The following is a 15,397-nucleotide window of genomic DNA, read 5'->3' on the forward strand; positions in this document are numbered from 1 at the left end:
ACCGGTCGGATCATTCGTCCTCGACCCAGTCGAAGGTCTTCGTCACGGCCTTCTTCCACGTCTTGTAGATCTTCTCGCGGTGGGCGTCGTCCATGGCCGGGTCCCACTGCTTGTCCTGCGCCCAGTTGTTGCGGATGTCGTCCTCGCCCTCCCAGAAGCCGACGGCCAGGCCCGCCGCGTACGCCGCCCCGAGCGCCGTCGTCTCCGCGACGACCGGCCGGATGACCGGGACGCCGAGGATGTCGGCCTGGAACTGCATGAGCAGCTCGTTGGCGACCATGCCGCCGTCGACCTTGAGCGAGGTCAGGGCCACCCCCGAGTCGGCGTTCATGGCGTCGACTACCTCACGGGACTGGAAGGCCGTGGCCTCCAGCACCGCGCGGGCGATGTGCCCCTTGTTGACGAACCGGGTCAGCCCGACGATGGCGCCGCGGGCATCGGAGCGCCAGTACGGCGCGAACAGCCCGGAGAACGCCGGCACGAAGTACGCGCCGCCGTTGTCCTCGACGCCGCCGGCCAGTGCCTCGATCTCCGGCGCCGAGCCGATGATGCCGAGGTTGTCACGCAGCCACTGCACCAGCGAGCCGGTGACCGCGATCGAGCCCTCCAGCGCGTACACCGAATCGTTGGATCCGATCTTGTAGCAGACGGTCGTGAGCAGGCCGTTCTCGCTCATCACCTTCTCGGTGCCGGTGTTGAGCAGGATGAAGTTGCCGGTGCCGTAGGTGTTCTTCGCCTCGCCCGGCGACAGGCACGCCTGCCCAAAGGTGGCGGCCTGCTGGTCGCCGAGGATGCCCGCGACCGGCAACCCAGCCAGGGCACCGCGCTCGCGGATGTTGCCGTACACCTCCGAGGACGAGCGGATCTCCGGGAGCATGGACAGCGGGATGCCCATGTCGGCGGCGTTGTTCTCGTTCCACGAGAGGGTGTCGAGGTCCATCAGCAGCGTGCGCGAGGCATTGGTCGGGTCGGTGTAGTGCAACCCGCCGTTGGGGCCGCCGGTGGCGTTCCACAGCACCCAGGTGTCCATGTTGCCGAACACGAGGTCGCCGGCCTCGGCCTTCTCACGGGCACCGTCGACGTTGTCGAGAATCCACTTCACCTTGGGCCCGGAGAAGTAGGTGGCCAGCGGCAGACCGGTCGTGGATCGGTAGCGGTCCGGGCCGCCGTCGCGGGCCAGCTCGTTCACGATCCGGTCGGTGCGGGTGTCCTGCCAGACGATGGCGTTGTACACCGGCTTACCTGTGGTGCGGTCCCAGACCACGGCGGTCTCGCGCTGGTTGGTGATGCCGACCGCGACGACGTCACCGGTGACGAGGTCGGCCTTGGCCAGGGCGCCGGCGCACACTTCACGGGTGTTGCGCCAGACCTCCTCGGGGTCGTGCTCGACCCACCCCGCCTGCGGGAAGATCTGTTCGTGCTCGCGCTGGTCGACGGAGACGACCCGGCCCGAGTGGTCGAAGATCATGCAGCGGGTGGACGTGGTTCCTTGGTCGATGGCGGCTACGTACTTGCTCATCCGTTCTCCTCACGTCGTCGTGCGGGCCTGACCCCGTTCTGCCATCACAACACGGCTTCGGCGTCGGGGGCAGGCCTGGGCTCGGACAACTTCAGTAGACGGCGCGGGCGAGGAGACCGCCGAGAATGCCGCCGATGATCGGACCGACGATCGGGACCCACGAGTAGGCCCAGTCGCTTGAGCCCTTGCCGCGGATCGGCAGGAGCGCGTGCGCGATGCGTGGCCCGAGGTCGCGGGCCGGGTTGATGGCGTACCCCGTCGGTCCGCCGAGCGAGGCGCCGATGCCGACGACCAGCAGGGCGACGGCGAGCGGCCCGAGGTCGACGGGCTGGTTGCCGAACGACAGGATCACGAAGAGCAGGACGAAGGTCGCGATGATCTCGGTGACGAGGTTCCATCCGTAGTTGCGGATCTCCGGGCCGGTGGAGAACACGCCGAGCTTCTTGGCCGGGTCCTCCTCGAGGTCGAAATGCTGCCGGTACGCCGCCCACGCCAGTGCCGCACCGACGATGGCACCGGCCATCTCACCCAGGAGGTAGGCCGGAACGTCGGACCACTCCGTGGTGCCCTCGAACGCCAGGCCGAACGTCACCGCCGGGTTGATGTGTGCGCCGGAGTCGGCCGCCACGAACACGCCGGCGAAGACCGCGAGGCCCCAGCCGAAGTTGACCATCAGCCAGCCGCCGCCGAAGCCCTTGCTGCGGGCCAGGATGTTCGTGGCGACGACGCCACAGCCGAGGAGGGTGAGCATGCCGGTGCCGAGGAACTCGGACAGGAAGATGTCGCCGAAACTCAGGTCCATGTGAACCTCCGCTTCCGTGGACGGCAACGGCCGCGGCGTCCCCGGTGTCCCGGCTGGTCTCGGCAGCGTTGCCAAGGGTCATCTCGAAAGCTACTGGTGCGTAGACCAACTGTCTACGTCCTTGACGACGAGAGCGGGTAGCGTGTTGCTGAGTGTCCTCGGCGGGGCGGACGTGACCCTGTGCGGCAACGTCCCGCCTTTGGGGGCATTCGGCACCTTTCGCTCTCTGAGCTGCGAGGAGATGTGACAGACGTGACCGCCAACAGCGCTCCCGGCGGACTGACCGGGTCCAGCGGCCAGCTCAGCCCGCAGGCCCGGCGGGAGAACTGGGACCGCCTCGGTGCCGAGCACTTCGACGTCGTCGTCATCGGCGGCGGCGTGGTGGGCGCGGGTTCGGCCCTCGACGCGGTCACGCGCGGGCTGCGGGTGGCGCTGGTCGAGGCTCGCGATCTCGCGGCCGGTACGTCCAGTCGGTCCAGCAAGCTGTTTCACGGCGGCCTGCGTTACCTGGAGCAGTTCGAGTTCGGGCTGGTCCGCGAGGCGCTGCACGAGCGCGAGCTCATGCTGAGCCGCATCGCGCCGCACCTGGTCAAGCCGGTCAGCTTCCTGTATCCGCTGAAGCACCGGATCTGGGAGCGCCCGTACACCGCCACTGGCCTGCTGATGTACGACACCATGGGCGGCGCGCGGTCGGTGCCCGGGCAGAAGCACCTCACCCGCGCCGGCGCGCTGCGGCTGTTCCCGTCGATGCGCCACGACGCGCTCGTCGGCGGCATCCGGTACTTCGACGCCCAGGCCGACGACGCCCGGCACACCCTCACCGTCGCACGCACCGCCGCCCACTACGGCGCCGTCGTGCGCATGTCGACACAGGTGGTCGGGTTCCTGCGCGAGGCGGACCGCATCACCGGGGTGCGGGTGCGCGACGTCGAGACCGGGGACGAGCAGGACGTCACCTGCGACGTCGTCGTCAACTGCACCGGCGTCTGGACCGACGAGATGCAGCGGCTGGCCGGTACCCGCGGCCGGTTCCGCGTCCGGGCCAGCAAGGGTGTGCACATCGTCGTGCCGCGCGACCGCATCGCCGCCGAGACCGGGCTGATCCTGCGTACGGAGAAGTCGGTGCTGTTCGTCATCCCGTGGCGCAACCACTGGATCATCGGCACCACCGACACCGACTGGACCTACGACCTCGCGCACCCGGCGGCTACCCGCGCCGACATCGACTACATCCTCGAGCACGTCAACGCGGTGCTCATGACGCCGCTGACGCATGACGACATCGAAGGCGTCTATGCCGGGCTGCGGCCGCTGTTGGCCGGCGAGAGCGAGCAGAGCTCCAAGCTGTCGCGCGAGCACGCGGTGGCCAGGCCGGCGCCTGGCATGGTTTCGATCGCCGGCGGCAAGTACACGACGTACCGCGTCATGGCCGCCGACGCCATCAACGCCGCCTCCGTCGACCTGCGCGGCCGCATCGCGCCGTCCATCACCGACAAGGTCCCGCTGCTGGGCGCCGACGGCTATCACGCGCTGGTCAACCAGGCCGAGCGCCTCGCCGACGAGCACGGCCTGCACCCGCACCGAGTGCGGCACCTGCTCGACCGGTACGGCTCGCTGGTCCACGAGGTGCTGGCGCTGGCCGAGGACCGCCCCGAGCTGCTCGAGCCGATTCCCGGCGCCGCCGACTACCTCCAGGTCGAGGTCGTCTACAGCGTCACCCACGAGGGGGCACTCCACCTGACCGACGTGCTCACCCGGCGCACCCGGGCGTCCATCGAGTACCCCGACCGCGGCATCACGGCGGCCGAGCCGGTGGCGCGGCTGATGGCGCAGACCCTGGGCTGGGACGAGAAGACCATCGCGCGCGAGGTCGAGCTCTACGCCGAGCGGGTCGAGGCCGAGCGCGCGTCGCAGACCAAGCCCGACGACGAGGCCGCCGACCAGATCCGCTCCGCCGCCCCCGAGGTCCGTCCCCTGGTCTCCGACCCCGTCACCAAGTGACCCGAATCGCCCCTCCCTTGCGTCTGCCCCGCTCCAATGATCTTCTGCTGCATCCGTGGGTTCGGATCGCGCACGGCCCCCGAAATGATCACGTTCAGCAGGATCCTCCGAGCCTCACCATGATTGCGAGCATGGTGTGACACGAGATCTCGTGCTGAACGTGATCATTCGGGGGCCACGCGTTCGAACAATGCCTTGAGCGGGCCATGACTCAAGATCCAGGACCTGAGGTCTCGGGCAGCCTCTGAGGCACGGAGAATCCTGGTGCGGCGCGGCTCAGGTACGCGGTGCCGGGTGTTTCGGCGTGGGGGTCGCGAGTACCAGCCAGACGGCGACGGCGCAGACGGCTAGGCCGGCCAGCGCGCGGACGCCGACGCGCTCGTCGAACATCGCCCAGGCCCACAGCGCCGTCGTCGGTGGCGTCAGGTAGAGCAGGCTGCTCACGCGGGTGGCCCCGGCACGCCTGAGCACGACGAGGTACGCGCCGTAGCCGCCGGCGGTCGACAGCACGAGGACCCACGCCACCGCCCACCAGAAGCCGGCCGTCGCGGGCGGCTCGATCCGTCCCGCCACCACTGCCTCGGCCACGAAGACCGCGGCCGCGACGGTGGCGTGCACGGTCAGCGACTCGGCCAGGCCGCCGGCGGGGCGCCAGCGCTGCTCGAGCACGGTGCCGGCCGACAGCGCGAGCATCCCGCCGACCGGCAGCAGGTACGCCCAGGCCGGGGCGCCGGTGCCGACGTCGTCGGCCACTACGAGGGCGACGCCGGCCAGGCCGAGCCAGAGCCCCAGCCCGCGACGGGCGCCGACCGGCTCGCCGAGCAGTCGTGCCGCCGCGGTGGCGACGACCAGCGGCTGCAGGGCCGCGATGAGCGCCGCCGTGCCGGCCGGGACGCCGGCACCGATCCCGGTCACGACGCCGCCGAGGTACAACGCCTGCGACAGCAGGCCGACGGCGGCATGCCGGCGGAGCGCGCCAGGGGCGGACCGGGCCAGCCGGGCCAGCCGCGGCGCCACGACCGGCACCAGGACCGCGACCGCGATGAGGTACCGCCAGGCCAGCAGGGTGTCGGCGGGCGCGTGCTCGGTGCCGAGCCGGGCACCGATGAATCCGGAGCTCCAGAAGACGACGAGGCCGGCGGCGGCCGCGACGTCGACACCGGAGGTCCGTGGCCTGGTGGCGAGGTCGGTCATGCGAGCCATGTAAACATACCGGTCGGTATACTGTCAGTGTCCTCATCGCCGCGCTGGGAGGTCCGATCATGCCTCGTACGCCGTCCGCCCAGCTCACGCCGGCCGGGATGCGACTGCTCGACGCCGCCTCGGACATGTTTTATCGCCACGGCATCCGGGCCGTCGGGGTCGACGCCATCGCCGAAGCCGCCGGCACCACGAAGAAGACCCTCTACGACCGCTTCGGCTCCAAGGACGCGCTGGTTGCGCTCTACCTGCGCCGCCGGTTCGAGCGGTGGCAGGCGTTCGTGCTCGCGTACCTGGAGGAGCATGCGCCCCAGCCCGGCCCGGAGCGGGTGCTGGCGGTATACGACGCGCTCGCGCAGTGGCACGGCGAGGCGGTCAGGGGATGCGCCTTCGTGAACGCGTTCGCGGAGGTCGGCGGCTCGCAGCACCCGGGCATCGAGGTCATCCGGGCGGAGAAGAGCTGGGTGCGGCGGCTCTACGCACGCCTGGCGGCCGAGGCCGGGCTGGCGCCGGCGGAGCGCGCCGACGAGGTGGGCGTCAGGCTGGCGCTGCTGCACGAGGGTTCCATGATCATGAGCACGGTCGGCGACGACGACCGGGCGATGGCGCACGCCCGGGCCGCGGCGGCGGACCTGCTGGAGGCCGCGCTGGTCAGGTCTGGACCTGGTCCTGAAGCCGACGCGGACGACGGCCGCTGACCCGCCGACCCCGGATCAGGCGCGGCCTCAGGACGAGATACGGTGCGACAGCCCGGACTTGGCGCGCCGAGCGGTCATGCGTGCTTCGCGCTTGGCCGTGCGGGTGGCGCGGCGCGCGTCCTTCGCGGCCCGGCGGGTCCGCCAGGACAGGCCCGGCTTGCCCTCGGTGTCGACGGCGGCCAGCAGCAGCCCGCCGGCCATGCCGACATTCTTCATGGCCTGCACGCGCTGGGCGCTGCGTTGCGCGGGGTCGTCGGTCCTCCAGTACGGGTGACCGGCGAGCGTGGTGGGCAGCAGCGAGCCGAGCAGGACCACCGAGGCGAGCCGCGGGAACCGCCCGGTGGCCAGCGCCAGCCCCGCGCCGAGCTGCACGCCGGCGTTGATGCGCACGAGCGTCGCCGGGTCGCTGGGCAGCGACGGGACCCGCTTCTGCAGCATCGGGCCGAACTGCTCGGAGAACTGCGTGGCCGCGGGCAGCGCCGGCTCCGGGTCGCGCAGGTTCTTGGCGCCCTGGGCGATGAAGATGGTCGCGAGCATCGGACGGGCGATCATGCGGACGAGACTCATGACAATGGCTTACCACGAAAGGCTCCGATCCACTCCTCGCGGTCCGATACCGGATCGCGAGGAACGGACCGCCTGTCGGTGCCTGGTGCGAGGATGGATGACATGTGCGGACGGTACGCGGTCAGCCAGAGCGCGGACGACCTTGCCGACGAGTTCGGGGTCGACCGCGTCGACGTGCGCGAGCGGTTGCAGCCGGACTGGAACATCGCGCCGAGCAAACAGGTCTACGCGGTGCTCACGCGGGGCCGCAAGGACGAGTCCGAGGCGCCGCCCGAGCGTCGGCTGCGCACCCTGAAATGGGGTCTGGTCCCCTCGTGGGCCAAGGACGCGTCCATCGGCAACAAGCTGGTCAATGCCCGGGTCGAGACGGCGGCGGAGAAGCCGGCCTTCCGCCGCGCCTTCGCCGCCCGGCGCTGCCTGCTCCCGGCTGATGGCTTCTACGAGTGGCGTGGCGAGAAGAAGGGCCAGAAGCAGCCGTTCTTCATCCACCCGAAGGACGGGTCGCTGGCCATGGCCGGCCTCTACGAGATCTGGCGTGACAAGAGCCGCCCGGAGGACGACCCCGACGCGTTCCTGTGGTCCGTCGTCATCCTGACCACCGACGCCACCGATGACGTCGGCCAGATCCACGACCGCATGCCCATGCTGGTCGAGCCGGACAAGTGGGAGCAGTGGCTCGACCCTGGCCGGACGAAGCCCGCCGAGCTCGGCGGGCTGCTCACGCCGGCCGTGCCGGGCATCCTCGACGCCTACCCCGTGTCCACCGAGGTGAACCGGGTTGCCAACAACGGCCCGCAGCTGGTCGAACCGGTGAAGCTGTGAGGGCGCCGGTCCGCTCGACGGTGTCCACGCCCGTGGGCGAGGCGGCCTTCTGGGTCGACGAGGCCGACGAGCCCAGCCTGCGGCTGGTCCTCGGCCACGGCGCCGGAGGCGGCCCGAAGGCCGCCGACCTGGACGCGCTGGCCGGGCGGCTGCCCGCCGAGGGCGTCAGCGTGCACCGCTTCGAGCAGCCGTGGCGGCTGGCCGGCAAGAAGGTCGCGCCGCGCCCGCCGGCTCTCGACGAGGCCTGGCTTGCCGCCGTGGCCACGCTGCCCCGCGACGTGCCGCTGGTGCTGGGCGGACGCAGCTCCGGCGCGCGGGTCGCCTGCCGCACGGCCCAGCAGCTCGACGCCGTCGCCGTCGTCGCCCTGGCCTTCCCGCTGCACCTGCCGGGCAAGCCGCAGAACTCCCGGCTGCCCGAGCTGGCCGGCGCGGCCGAGAAGCTCCCGGTGCTGGTGGTGCAGGGCGAGCGCGACTCCTTCGGCGGCCCCGGCGAGTTCCCGCCCGGGCCGCACCAACTGGTCACCGTCTCGCACGCCGATCACGGCATGCGGGTCACCAAGGGCCACGAGCAGGGGGCGGCCATCGACGCCGTCGTCGACGCCGTCCGGTCCTTCCTGGCGCCGTTCGCCGCCGGCGCGTCCTGAGCCGACACCGCCGCCGGGGAATGCCCGTGACCCGCCCGCCGTTACGGCAACGAGTGGATGACGACCCGGGAGGTTCCCATCAGCGTGGGTGCAACGTGCTTGGAACGGTTGACCGTTGACGACGCCCGCCCAGCGGACCGACGAGCATGGGCGCAGACGACGCCGGTAGCATCGTTGGTGATGACCGAACCGGAGAGCGACGAACAGCGCACACAGCGATTCGAGCGTGATGCGCTGCCGTACCTCGACCAGCTCTACTCGGCGGCGCTGCGGATGACCCGCAACGCCAGCGATGCCGAGGACCTGGTACAGGAGACCTTTGCCAAGGCATACGCCTCGTTCCACCAGTTCAAGGAGGGGACGAACCTCAAGGCGTGGCTCTACCGCATCCTGACCAACACGTTCATCAACACGTACCGGAAGCGGCAGCGCGAGCCTCAGCAGAGCGCCACGGAGGAGATCGAGGACTGGCAGATGGCCAGGGCGGAGGCGCACACCTCCACCGGTCTGCTCTCCGCGGAGGCGGAGGCGCTGGCGCACCTGCCCGACTCCGACGTGAAGAACGCCCTCCAGGAGATCCCGGAAGAGTTCCGCATCGCCGTCTACCTCGCCGATGTCGAGGGCTTTCCCTACAAGGAGATTGCCGACATCATGGGCACACCGATCGGCACGGTGATGTCCAGGCTGCACCGTGGCCGCCGTCAGCTTCGCGGGCTGTTGGAGGACTACGCCCGCGAGCGTGGGCTGGTGCCGAAGGTAACTCAGGAGGTCGGAGGATGAGCTGCGACGACAACGACGTCGACTGCGCTGAGGTTCTCGATCGGGTCTATGTCTTCTTCGACCATGAGCTCGATGACCGCACCATCACCTACGACGAGATCAAGGCGCACCTCGACGCGTGCCAGCCGTGCCTGTCGAAGTACGACATCGAGCGGGTCATCCGCGAGATGCTGGCGCGCTCCTGCGGCTGCGACCACGCGCCGGACGAGCTGCGCACCAAGATCCGGGCGCGCATCCAGGAAGTCCGGGTGCAGATCAGCCGGACGCCCTGAGCGCCCTGCGGCCACAGCCAGAGTCGCCTGACCAAACGACGAGAGCCCCGGACCACTGCCGACGCAGGGTCCAGGGCTCTCGTGCGTACGGGGCGCCTCAGGAGTTGGGGCGCTTGCCGTGGTTGGCCGCGCTCTTCTTCCGCGAGCGGCGCTTGCGTGCCTTCTTGCCCATGGCGAGCTGACTCCTCTCGATGGATCGATGACCGGCGGACGACCGCCGAACCCGCGACGACGGGTGCCGTCATGCGGTGACGCGCGGCGACTCCGGCTTGGCGTCGGCGGTCACGTCGGCGTCCATTGTCGCACGTGCGGCGGTGCGCTCCGACCCGTCGTCGTCGCCTGGCCGGGAGTCACCGGTGTGATGCTCGTCGCGGTCCGGCGGCGGTGGTGGCGGGCCGTCGGCCGGGCCCGGACGGGGTCCGCGGCGGACCGGCTCACGACGGGGTCCGGCCGGCTCACGACGGGGTCCGCTCGGCTCACGACGGGGTTCGCGCGGCGCCGCGGGTCGCTTGGCGCCCGCCGTCACCGCCCGGCGTCCGGTCATCCCGGTGGCCAGGGCGGCGGCGCAGCCGGCGGCGACGGCGATGTCGCCAGGGCTCACGACCTCGGGTCGGGGCGGGAACGCCACCGGGACCACTTTGCCCAGCCAGGGCAGCGCGGTCCGGTCCCCGGTCGCGGCGATCCGGCCGTTGTCCTCGGGTGCCTCCTCGGCCACCGTCGGTGACACCCCGGCCCGCTCCTGCGCCGTCGCCGACACCGGCATCGCGCCGTTGAGCATGATGACCAGGCCGTTGGCGGCGAGCCCGAGCGCCACCAGCCGGGCGCCGTGGTGGCCGCGGTTGAGCCACGCGTAGAAGCCGAGCGTGAACCAGCACAGCGCGGTCAGGGCCGGCAGCAGCGGTTCCCAGACCCAGCTGCCGCCGACGCCGAGGGCGTACAGGCCCAGCGCGGTGAGGATGAGGCGGCTGCGTACGGGCGGTGCGGCGGCAAGCCGGCGTAAGCGTCCACCGCGTGCGTATCCCGCCGCCCAGGCCGGCGGCCAGGGCGAGCAGGACGAGCGCCATGTTTTCATCCTGACCCGGTCGCCGGCGTTGGTGTGGGTGCCACGCCCGCGAGCACGACGGTTCGTGGTGGAATGCACAGGCAGGAATTCGAGAGGAGACGGCGTGGCCGAGATGGTGGCTGCCGAGATGGTGGCCAATGTCCATTCTGTGGCGGTGTCCGTGGGCGACCACGTCGACGCCGGTGCGACGCTGCTGATCCTGGAGTCCATGAAGATGGAGATCCCGGTGCTCTGTGAGGACGGCGGCCTGGTGTCCGACGTCAAGGTCGGGCCGGGCGACGTGGTCCAGGAGGGCGACGTCCTGGTCGTCATCTCGTGAGCGCGCTCGAGCCCGGACTGGCGGCGGCGGAGGAGCACGTCGTCACGGAGGTCGACACCGCGCTGGCGGTCGGCTCCGGCGACGTCCCGGTGCTGGCGACGCCCCGGCTGGTCGCGTGGATGGAGGCGGCGACGGTCAGCGCCGTCGCCGATGCCCTGGCCGGCGGCGACACCACGGTCGGCACACGGATCGAGGTCGACCACGTCGCGGCCAGCGCGCTCGGCGCGCGGATCGAGGTCGGGTGCGCGCTGCTGGCCGTCGACGGGCGAGTGCTGAGCTTCGCCGTCACCGCCCACGACGGCGACGGCGTGCGGATAGCTGGTGGGACGATCATCCGCGTCGTCGTGGGGCGCGAGCGATTCCTGGCACGGCTGACTCAGCCGGCGTAGGGGTGGTTCGGCAGGTTCGGCGACCACTCGTCCTCGGCGCGCGGTAGTGGGTCGTGGCGGGGTCCGCCGTCGGAGTCCGCCCACCGGGCCGCGGCGATCGCGGCGACGATCACGGCTGCCAGCAGAAGCATGATGACGATGTCCATGGCAGTAATTCTGCTACCGTTACCTTCCTGCCACTAGTGGCAGGACTGCCGCCGTCCATCGACATCCTGCCAAAGATCTGGCAGACTGTCCGAATGCTACGAAATGTCGCTGCCGTCGTGCTCGACGGCGTCGCGCCCTTCGAACTCGGTGTGCTGTGTGAGGCCTTCGGCATCGACCGGTCCGACCAGGGTCTTCCGGTCATGGACTTCGACCTTGCTGGTGTGAACCCGGGGCCGGTCAAGACGTCGCTGGGCTTCGAGCTCATCGTCGAGCACGGTCTGGAGCGGCTGGAGTCCGCCGACCTGATCGGCATCCCGGCGATGCCGCGCAACAACGTCTTCCCCGCCGACCTGCTCGAGGCACTGCGGGCCGCGGTCGACCGGGGTGCTCGCGTGCTGTCGGTCTGCTCCGGCGCGTTCGTCCTGGGCGCCGCCGGCCTGCTCGACGGGCGGCGGTGCACCACGCACTGGATGTACACAGACGAGCTGGCCGCGAGGTTCCCGCAGGCCAAGGTCGACCCGGGGGTCCTGTACATCGACGACGACCCCATCATCACCAGCGCCGGCACAGCCGCGGGCATCGACGCGAGCCTGCACCTGTGGCGCAAGGAGTTCGGCGCCGACATGGCCGCCACGGTGGCCCGCCGGATGGTCGTCCCACCGCACCGTGACGGCGGCCAGGCCCAGTTCATCGAGGCGCCTATCCGGGCCACCCCGGCGCGCACGCTGGCCGCCGTGGTCGACTACATGGCCGCCCACCTCGACCAGAACCTCACCATCGAGGACCTCGCCGCGCTGGCGAACATGTCGCCGCGTACGTTCGCCCGGCGATTCCGCGCCGAGACCGGCACCACGCCCTACGAGTGGCTCCTCACCGCCCGCCTGGCCGCGGCCCAGCGGATGTTGGAGCGCGGCGACGACGTCGTCGAGACGGTCGCGGCGCGGGCCGGCTTCGGTACCGGTGCGGCCATGCGCCACCACTTCGCCAAGCGCCTGGGCACCACGCCGCAGGCCTACCGCGCCGCGTTCTGTGACCGCGGCAAGCTTCAGATGCCGGTGGTGGAGCGGGGGTAGGCCACCTCCGGGTCGCACTGCACGTTCAGCAGGTACGGCACGCCGGCGTCGAACGCGCGGCGCAGTGCCGGACCGAGATCGCCGGGCTTGGTGATGGTCTCGCCGGCCCCACCCAGCGCATCGACGACGGCGTCGTAGCCGGTCTCGGCGCGCAGATCGGCGGCGACGTCGTAGCCGTACAGGAACCGCATCGGGTGCTTCTCCAGGCCCCACGCGCCGTTGTTGCCGACGATCATCACCGCCGGGAGCTGGTGGCGGACGAGCGTGTCGACGTCCATCAGCGACATGCCGGCGGCGCCGTCACCGTAGAGCAGCACCACCTGGCTGGACGGCCGTGCCAGGCGGGCCGCGGCCGCCGCGCCCGCCCCGGCGCCCAGGCAGCCGTACGGGCCGGGATCGAGCCAGCAGCCGGGGCGGCCGGGCTCGATCAGCTTGCCGGCCCACGACACGAAGTCGCCGCCGTCACCGATCACCACGGCATCGTCGTCGAGCACGCGGCTCAGCTCGCCGTAGACGCGCGCGGGGTGGATCGGGTCGCCGTCCGCGGCCAGCAGCGGTGCGTCGGACTCGACGGCGGCGGCCGCGGCCTCGCGCAGCCGGCCGGCCCACTCGCCCAACGTCGGGGCGGGTCGTGTCGCCGCGAGGACCGCGTCGAGCACGCTGGTCAGGTCGCCGGCGGCGCTGGCGGCCAGGTCCACGTGGCCGGCGATGCCGTCGGGGGAGTCCATGACGTGCACGACGCGGGCCGACGGTGCGTCGTCGCCGCCGCCGAACGTGCCGAAGCCGAGCCGGAAGTCCAGCGGTGTGCCCACCACCAGCACCAGGTCGGCGTGCTTGAACGCCGTCGACCGGGCCCTGTTGACCAGCAGTTCGTGGCCGCGCGGCAGCACGCCGCGGCCCATGCCGTTGGCGACGACCGGGATGCCGGTCTCGTCGGCGAAGCGCCGCGCGGCCACCTCGGCGCCGTCCATCCAGACGTCGGAGCCGAGCACCAGGACCGGGCGCTGCGCCGAGCCCAGCGCCGTCGCGATGGCGGCGACGGCGTCAGGGTCCGGCTCCGGGCGCGCTGCCGGCGGGGTGACGTCGAGGGGTAGGTCGGCGAAGCTGTACAGCTCGTCCATGGGGACGTCGACGAAGACCGGCCCGCGGTGCGCCGACCTGGCCAGGCTCAGTGCGCGGTCCAGGACCGGGCCGACGTCGGCCGCCTTGGCCGCGGTGGTCGAGAGCTTTGTGACCGGTGCGAGCAGCGGCGGGTGGTCGAGCTCCTGCAGCGCGCCGGTGCCCCAGCGCCAGGCCGGTGCGCGCCCGCCGATGGCCAGCAGCGGAACGCCGGAGAAGTACGCCTGGGCGATGCCGCTGATGCCGTTGGTGACGCCCGGGCCGGCGGTCAGCACGGCCAGGCCGGGCTCGCGGGTGAGCTTCGCAGTCGCCTCGGCGCCGAACACGGCGGTCTGCTCGTGCCGGACGTCGACGATGCGGGTGGTCGTCGCCTCGCCGGCCTTGACCACTGCGTCGTAGAGCGGGAACACGTGGGCGCCGGAGAGGGTCCACATGGTCCGCACGCCGTGCGCCTCGGCGACGGCGAGAGCGTGTTGACCGGCATGTCCGCTGAGCGTCAAGTTGTTGCGCTGCGAAATACTCACGACCTTACGGTAGCGCCGCGACCCATGATCATCAACGATCTCGGGCGTCATGGCACCCGAGATCGTTGATGATCATGGGAGGAGGGTGGCGGCGTCGCGAATAGTCCGCAGACTCGCGGCGTCGAGCTCGCGCAGCTCGGCAGGGGGCGCGTACATGGCGCGCATCAGTTCCGCGCGCATCGCCGCGCCCTGTGGCGTGAGCACCACCAGCCGGGCCCGCCGGTCGGTCGGATGTGTGCGGCGCTCGGCGAGATCCAAGCGTTGCAGCCGGTCGACCGTCCAGGTAGCGGTGGACGCGTCGCATCGCCACTCCGCGGCCAGCTCCTTCATGGTCCGTCCGCTCGTCGCGTCCAACGAGTGCAACGCCTTGTACTCGTTGGCGGTCAGCCCCAGCTCGGCCAGCGCGGTGTCACGCTCCGGTCGGGTGCGGATCAGGAAGTCGAACATCATCCGCCACGCTTCGCCGGCCAGGGCGGCCCGTTCCTCGTCGTCGGTCACGGTCCAATCATAATGCTTGGGTCATTCCAATAGTTTGACTTGTCCAAGCATTCTTACGTAGGGTCGTTTCGAAGGCGATGACCCGACCCCCGAGGTGACGACCATGCGAGTCAGCATCAGCATCACCAACTACTGGCCCGGCGAGGCCCAGCACGAGCAGCTGGCCCGCGTCGTGCGTACCGCCGACGAGTCCGGCATCGACAGCGTCTGGGTGGCCGACCACCTGATCCAGGGCGACCCGGTCGCCTCGATCGACGACCCGATGCTCGAGGCATACACCGTGCTGGGCTACGCGGCCGCGCAGACCGAGCGCGTCCGGCTGGGCTGCATGGTCTCGCCGGTCAGCTACCGCGAGCCGGCCCTGCTGATCAAGGCGGTCACCACGCTCGACGTGCTGTCCGGCGGCCGGGCGTGGTTCGGCGTCGGCGCCGGCTACCAAGGCGAGGAGGCGGGGATGATGGGGCTGCCGCTGCCACCCACCGCCGAGCGCTTCGAGCGTCTGGAGGAGCTGCTGAGGCTGGCTCGCCAGATGTGGGCCGGCGACGACGCGCCGTTCGAGGGGCGGCACTATCGCCTGGAGCGGCCGGTCAACGCGCCGAACTCGGTGCGCCGCCCGCATCCGCCGATCCTGGTCGGCGGCATGGGCGAGAAGCACACGCTGCGGTTGGTGGCGCAGTACGCCGACGCGTGCAACCTCCCCGACATCCCCGACGGCGGCGAGACCGTCCGGCACAAGCTCGACGTGCTGGCACGGCACTGCGACGCCGTGGGCCGGCCGTTCGGCGCGATCGAGAAGACCCTGGGCATGGCGCTCGCGCCGGGGGAGTCGGCATCGTCGTTCGTGCAGCGGTGCCGGGTCGCCCGCGAGCTGGGCATGGAGCACCTGGGCGTCATCACCCGCGGCGTGCCGTGGACCGAGGAGACGGTGCGGACGGTGGCGGCCGCCGTCGACGCCTGACC

At 71.2% G+C, this 15,397-nt stretch carries 19 protein-coding genes; 10 read left to right on the forward strand and 9 right to left on the reverse strand.

Annotation, left to right across the window (positions count from 1 at the left end):
* Positions 1–10: 10 nt before the first annotated feature.
* Both glpK and E1269_RS02165 read right to left on the reverse strand, forming a co-directional pair.
* Positions 11–1,519 carry a glycerol kinase GlpK gene (gene glpK, locus E1269_RS02160; protein ID WP_131890585.1) on the reverse strand — a complete coding sequence of 503 codons (1,509 nt, stop codon included), beginning with the start codon at positions 1,517–1,519 and terminating at the stop codon, positions 11–13.
* 91 nt (positions 1,520–1,610) lie between these two features.
* Positions 1,611–2,321 carry an MIP/aquaporin family protein gene (locus tag E1269_RS02165; RefSeq protein ID WP_203432758.1) on the reverse strand — a complete coding sequence of 237 codons (711 nt, stop codon included), beginning with the start codon at positions 2,319–2,321 and terminating at the stop codon, positions 1,611–1,613.
* Between the two features lie 252 nt (positions 2,322–2,573).
* On the opposite strand from E1269_RS02165, the gene E1269_RS02170 reads away from it, so the two are divergent.
* Complete coding sequence (locus E1269_RS02170; RefSeq protein WP_162606191.1) at positions 2,574–4,322, forward strand: glycerol-3-phosphate dehydrogenase/oxidase; 1,749 nt, start codon at positions 2,574–2,576, stop codon at positions 4,320–4,322.
* Between the two features lie 276 nt (positions 4,323–4,598).
* Here E1269_RS02170 and E1269_RS02175 read toward each other — a convergent pair whose 3' ends face one another.
* Positions 4,599–5,516: a DMT family transporter gene (locus E1269_RS02175; RefSeq protein ID WP_131890588.1), complete on the reverse strand. Its 918-nt coding sequence runs from the start codon at positions 5,514–5,516 to the stop codon at positions 4,599–4,601.
* 68 nt (positions 5,517–5,584) lie between these two features.
* Between E1269_RS02175 and E1269_RS02180 the strand changes: the two genes are divergently transcribed.
* Complete coding sequence (locus tag E1269_RS02180) at positions 5,585–6,220, forward strand: TetR/AcrR family transcriptional regulator (protein WP_131890590.1); 636 nt, start codon at positions 5,585–5,587, stop codon at positions 6,218–6,220.
* A 27-nt stretch (positions 6,221–6,247) separates the two neighbouring features.
* On the opposite strand, the gene E1269_RS02185 is transcribed toward E1269_RS02180, so the two are convergent.
* Positions 6,248–6,772 carry a DoxX family protein gene (locus tag E1269_RS02185; protein WP_239000742.1) on the reverse strand — a complete coding sequence of 175 codons (525 nt, stop codon included), beginning with the start codon at positions 6,770–6,772 and terminating at the stop codon, positions 6,248–6,250.
* 117 nt (positions 6,773–6,889) lie between these two features.
* Here E1269_RS02185 and E1269_RS02190 point away from each other — a divergent pair, with 117 nt between their 5' ends.
* The 4 genes from E1269_RS02190 (at position 6,890) to rsrA (ending at position 9,305) form a co-directional block, all read left to right on the forward strand.
* Complete coding sequence (locus tag E1269_RS02190; RefSeq protein WP_131890595.1) at positions 6,890–7,609, forward strand: SOS response-associated peptidase; 720 nt, start codon at positions 6,890–6,892, stop codon at positions 7,607–7,609.
* A 32-nt stretch (positions 7,610–7,641) separates the two neighbouring features.
* Entirely contained in the window at positions 7,642–8,253 is a 612-nt protein-coding gene (locus E1269_RS02195; RefSeq protein ID WP_203432760.1) for an alpha/beta hydrolase family protein, read from the forward strand.
* A 180-nt stretch (positions 8,254–8,433) separates the two neighbouring features.
* On the forward strand, positions 8,434–9,033 hold the full coding sequence (locus tag E1269_RS02200; RefSeq protein WP_131890600.1) for a sigma-70 family RNA polymerase sigma factor: 600 nt from the start codon (positions 8,434–8,436) through the stop codon (positions 9,031–9,033).
* A complete protein-coding gene (gene rsrA, locus E1269_RS02205; RefSeq protein ID WP_131890602.1) occupies positions 9,030–9,305 on the forward strand; it encodes a mycothiol system anti-sigma-R factor in 276 nt (91 codons plus the stop codon). The genes E1269_RS02200 and rsrA overlap by 4 nt, the downstream gene beginning before the upstream one ends.
* Before the next feature lie 97 nt (positions 9,306–9,402).
* Here rsrA and E1269_RS34105 read toward each other — a convergent pair whose 3' ends face one another.
* Together E1269_RS34105 and E1269_RS02210 are read right to left on the reverse strand one after the other, a co-directional pair.
* Positions 9,403–9,477 (reverse strand): 50S ribosomal protein bL37, encoded by a 75-nt coding sequence (locus E1269_RS34105; RefSeq protein ID WP_370246331.1) that lies wholly within the window; start codon positions 9,475–9,477, stop codon positions 9,403–9,405.
* A 69-nt stretch (positions 9,478–9,546) separates the two neighbouring features.
* The gene (locus E1269_RS02210; protein WP_131890604.1) at positions 9,547–10,377 is read right to left on the reverse strand and encodes a DUF5317 domain-containing protein; all 831 of its coding nucleotides are present in this window, start codon (positions 10,375–10,377) and stop codon (positions 9,547–9,549) included.
* A 94-nt stretch (positions 10,378–10,471) separates the two neighbouring features.
* On the opposite strand from E1269_RS02210, the gene E1269_RS02215 reads away from it, so the two are divergent.
* Together E1269_RS02215 and E1269_RS02220 are read left to right on the forward strand one after the other, a co-directional pair.
* Positions 10,472–10,687, forward strand: a complete 216-nt coding sequence (locus E1269_RS02215) for a biotin/lipoyl-binding carrier protein (RefSeq protein WP_131890607.1) — start codon at positions 10,472–10,474, stop codon at positions 10,685–10,687.
* Positions 10,684–11,076 (forward strand): thioesterase family protein, encoded by a 393-nt coding sequence (locus E1269_RS02220; RefSeq protein WP_131890609.1) that lies wholly within the window; start codon positions 10,684–10,686, stop codon positions 11,074–11,076. Before E1269_RS02215 ends, E1269_RS02220 begins: the two co-directional genes overlap by 4 nt.
* Here the strand turns inward: E1269_RS02220 and E1269_RS32070 are convergent.
* Positions 11,064–11,222 (reverse strand): hypothetical protein, encoded by a 159-nt coding sequence (locus E1269_RS32070; RefSeq protein ID WP_162606192.1) that lies wholly within the window; start codon positions 11,220–11,222, stop codon positions 11,064–11,066. The genes E1269_RS02220 and E1269_RS32070 overlap by 13 nt on opposite strands.
* Before the next feature lie 93 nt (positions 11,223–11,315).
* On the opposite strand from E1269_RS32070, the gene E1269_RS02225 reads away from it, so the two are divergent.
* Entirely contained in the window at positions 11,316–12,296 is a 981-nt protein-coding gene (locus E1269_RS02225; protein ID WP_131890612.1) for a helix-turn-helix domain-containing protein, read from the forward strand.
* Here the strand turns inward: E1269_RS02225 and E1269_RS02230 are convergent.
* Positions 12,269–13,990: an acetolactate synthase gene (locus E1269_RS02230; protein WP_131890615.1), complete on the reverse strand. Its 1,722-nt coding sequence runs from the start codon at positions 13,988–13,990 to the stop codon at positions 12,269–12,271. The two genes, E1269_RS02225 and E1269_RS02230, sit on opposite strands and share 28 nt — an antisense overlap.
* A 21-nt stretch (positions 13,991–14,011) precedes the next feature.
* The gene (locus E1269_RS02235; RefSeq protein ID WP_203432764.1) at positions 14,012–14,437 is read right to left on the reverse strand and encodes a MarR family winged helix-turn-helix transcriptional regulator; all 426 of its coding nucleotides are present in this window, start codon (positions 14,435–14,437) and stop codon (positions 14,012–14,014) included.
* 103 nt (positions 14,438–14,540) lie between these two features.
* Here E1269_RS02235 and E1269_RS02240 point away from each other — a divergent pair, with 103 nt between their 5' ends.
* Entirely contained in the window at positions 14,541–15,395 is an 855-nt protein-coding gene (locus tag E1269_RS02240; RefSeq protein ID WP_131890618.1) for an LLM class F420-dependent oxidoreductase, read from the forward strand.
* Positions 15,396–15,397: the final 2 nt, after the last annotated feature.

It is taken from the genome of Jiangella asiatica, assembly GCF_004349065.1.
Lineage (GTDB): Bacteria > Actinomycetota > Actinomycetes > Jiangellales > Jiangellaceae > Jiangella > Jiangella asiatica.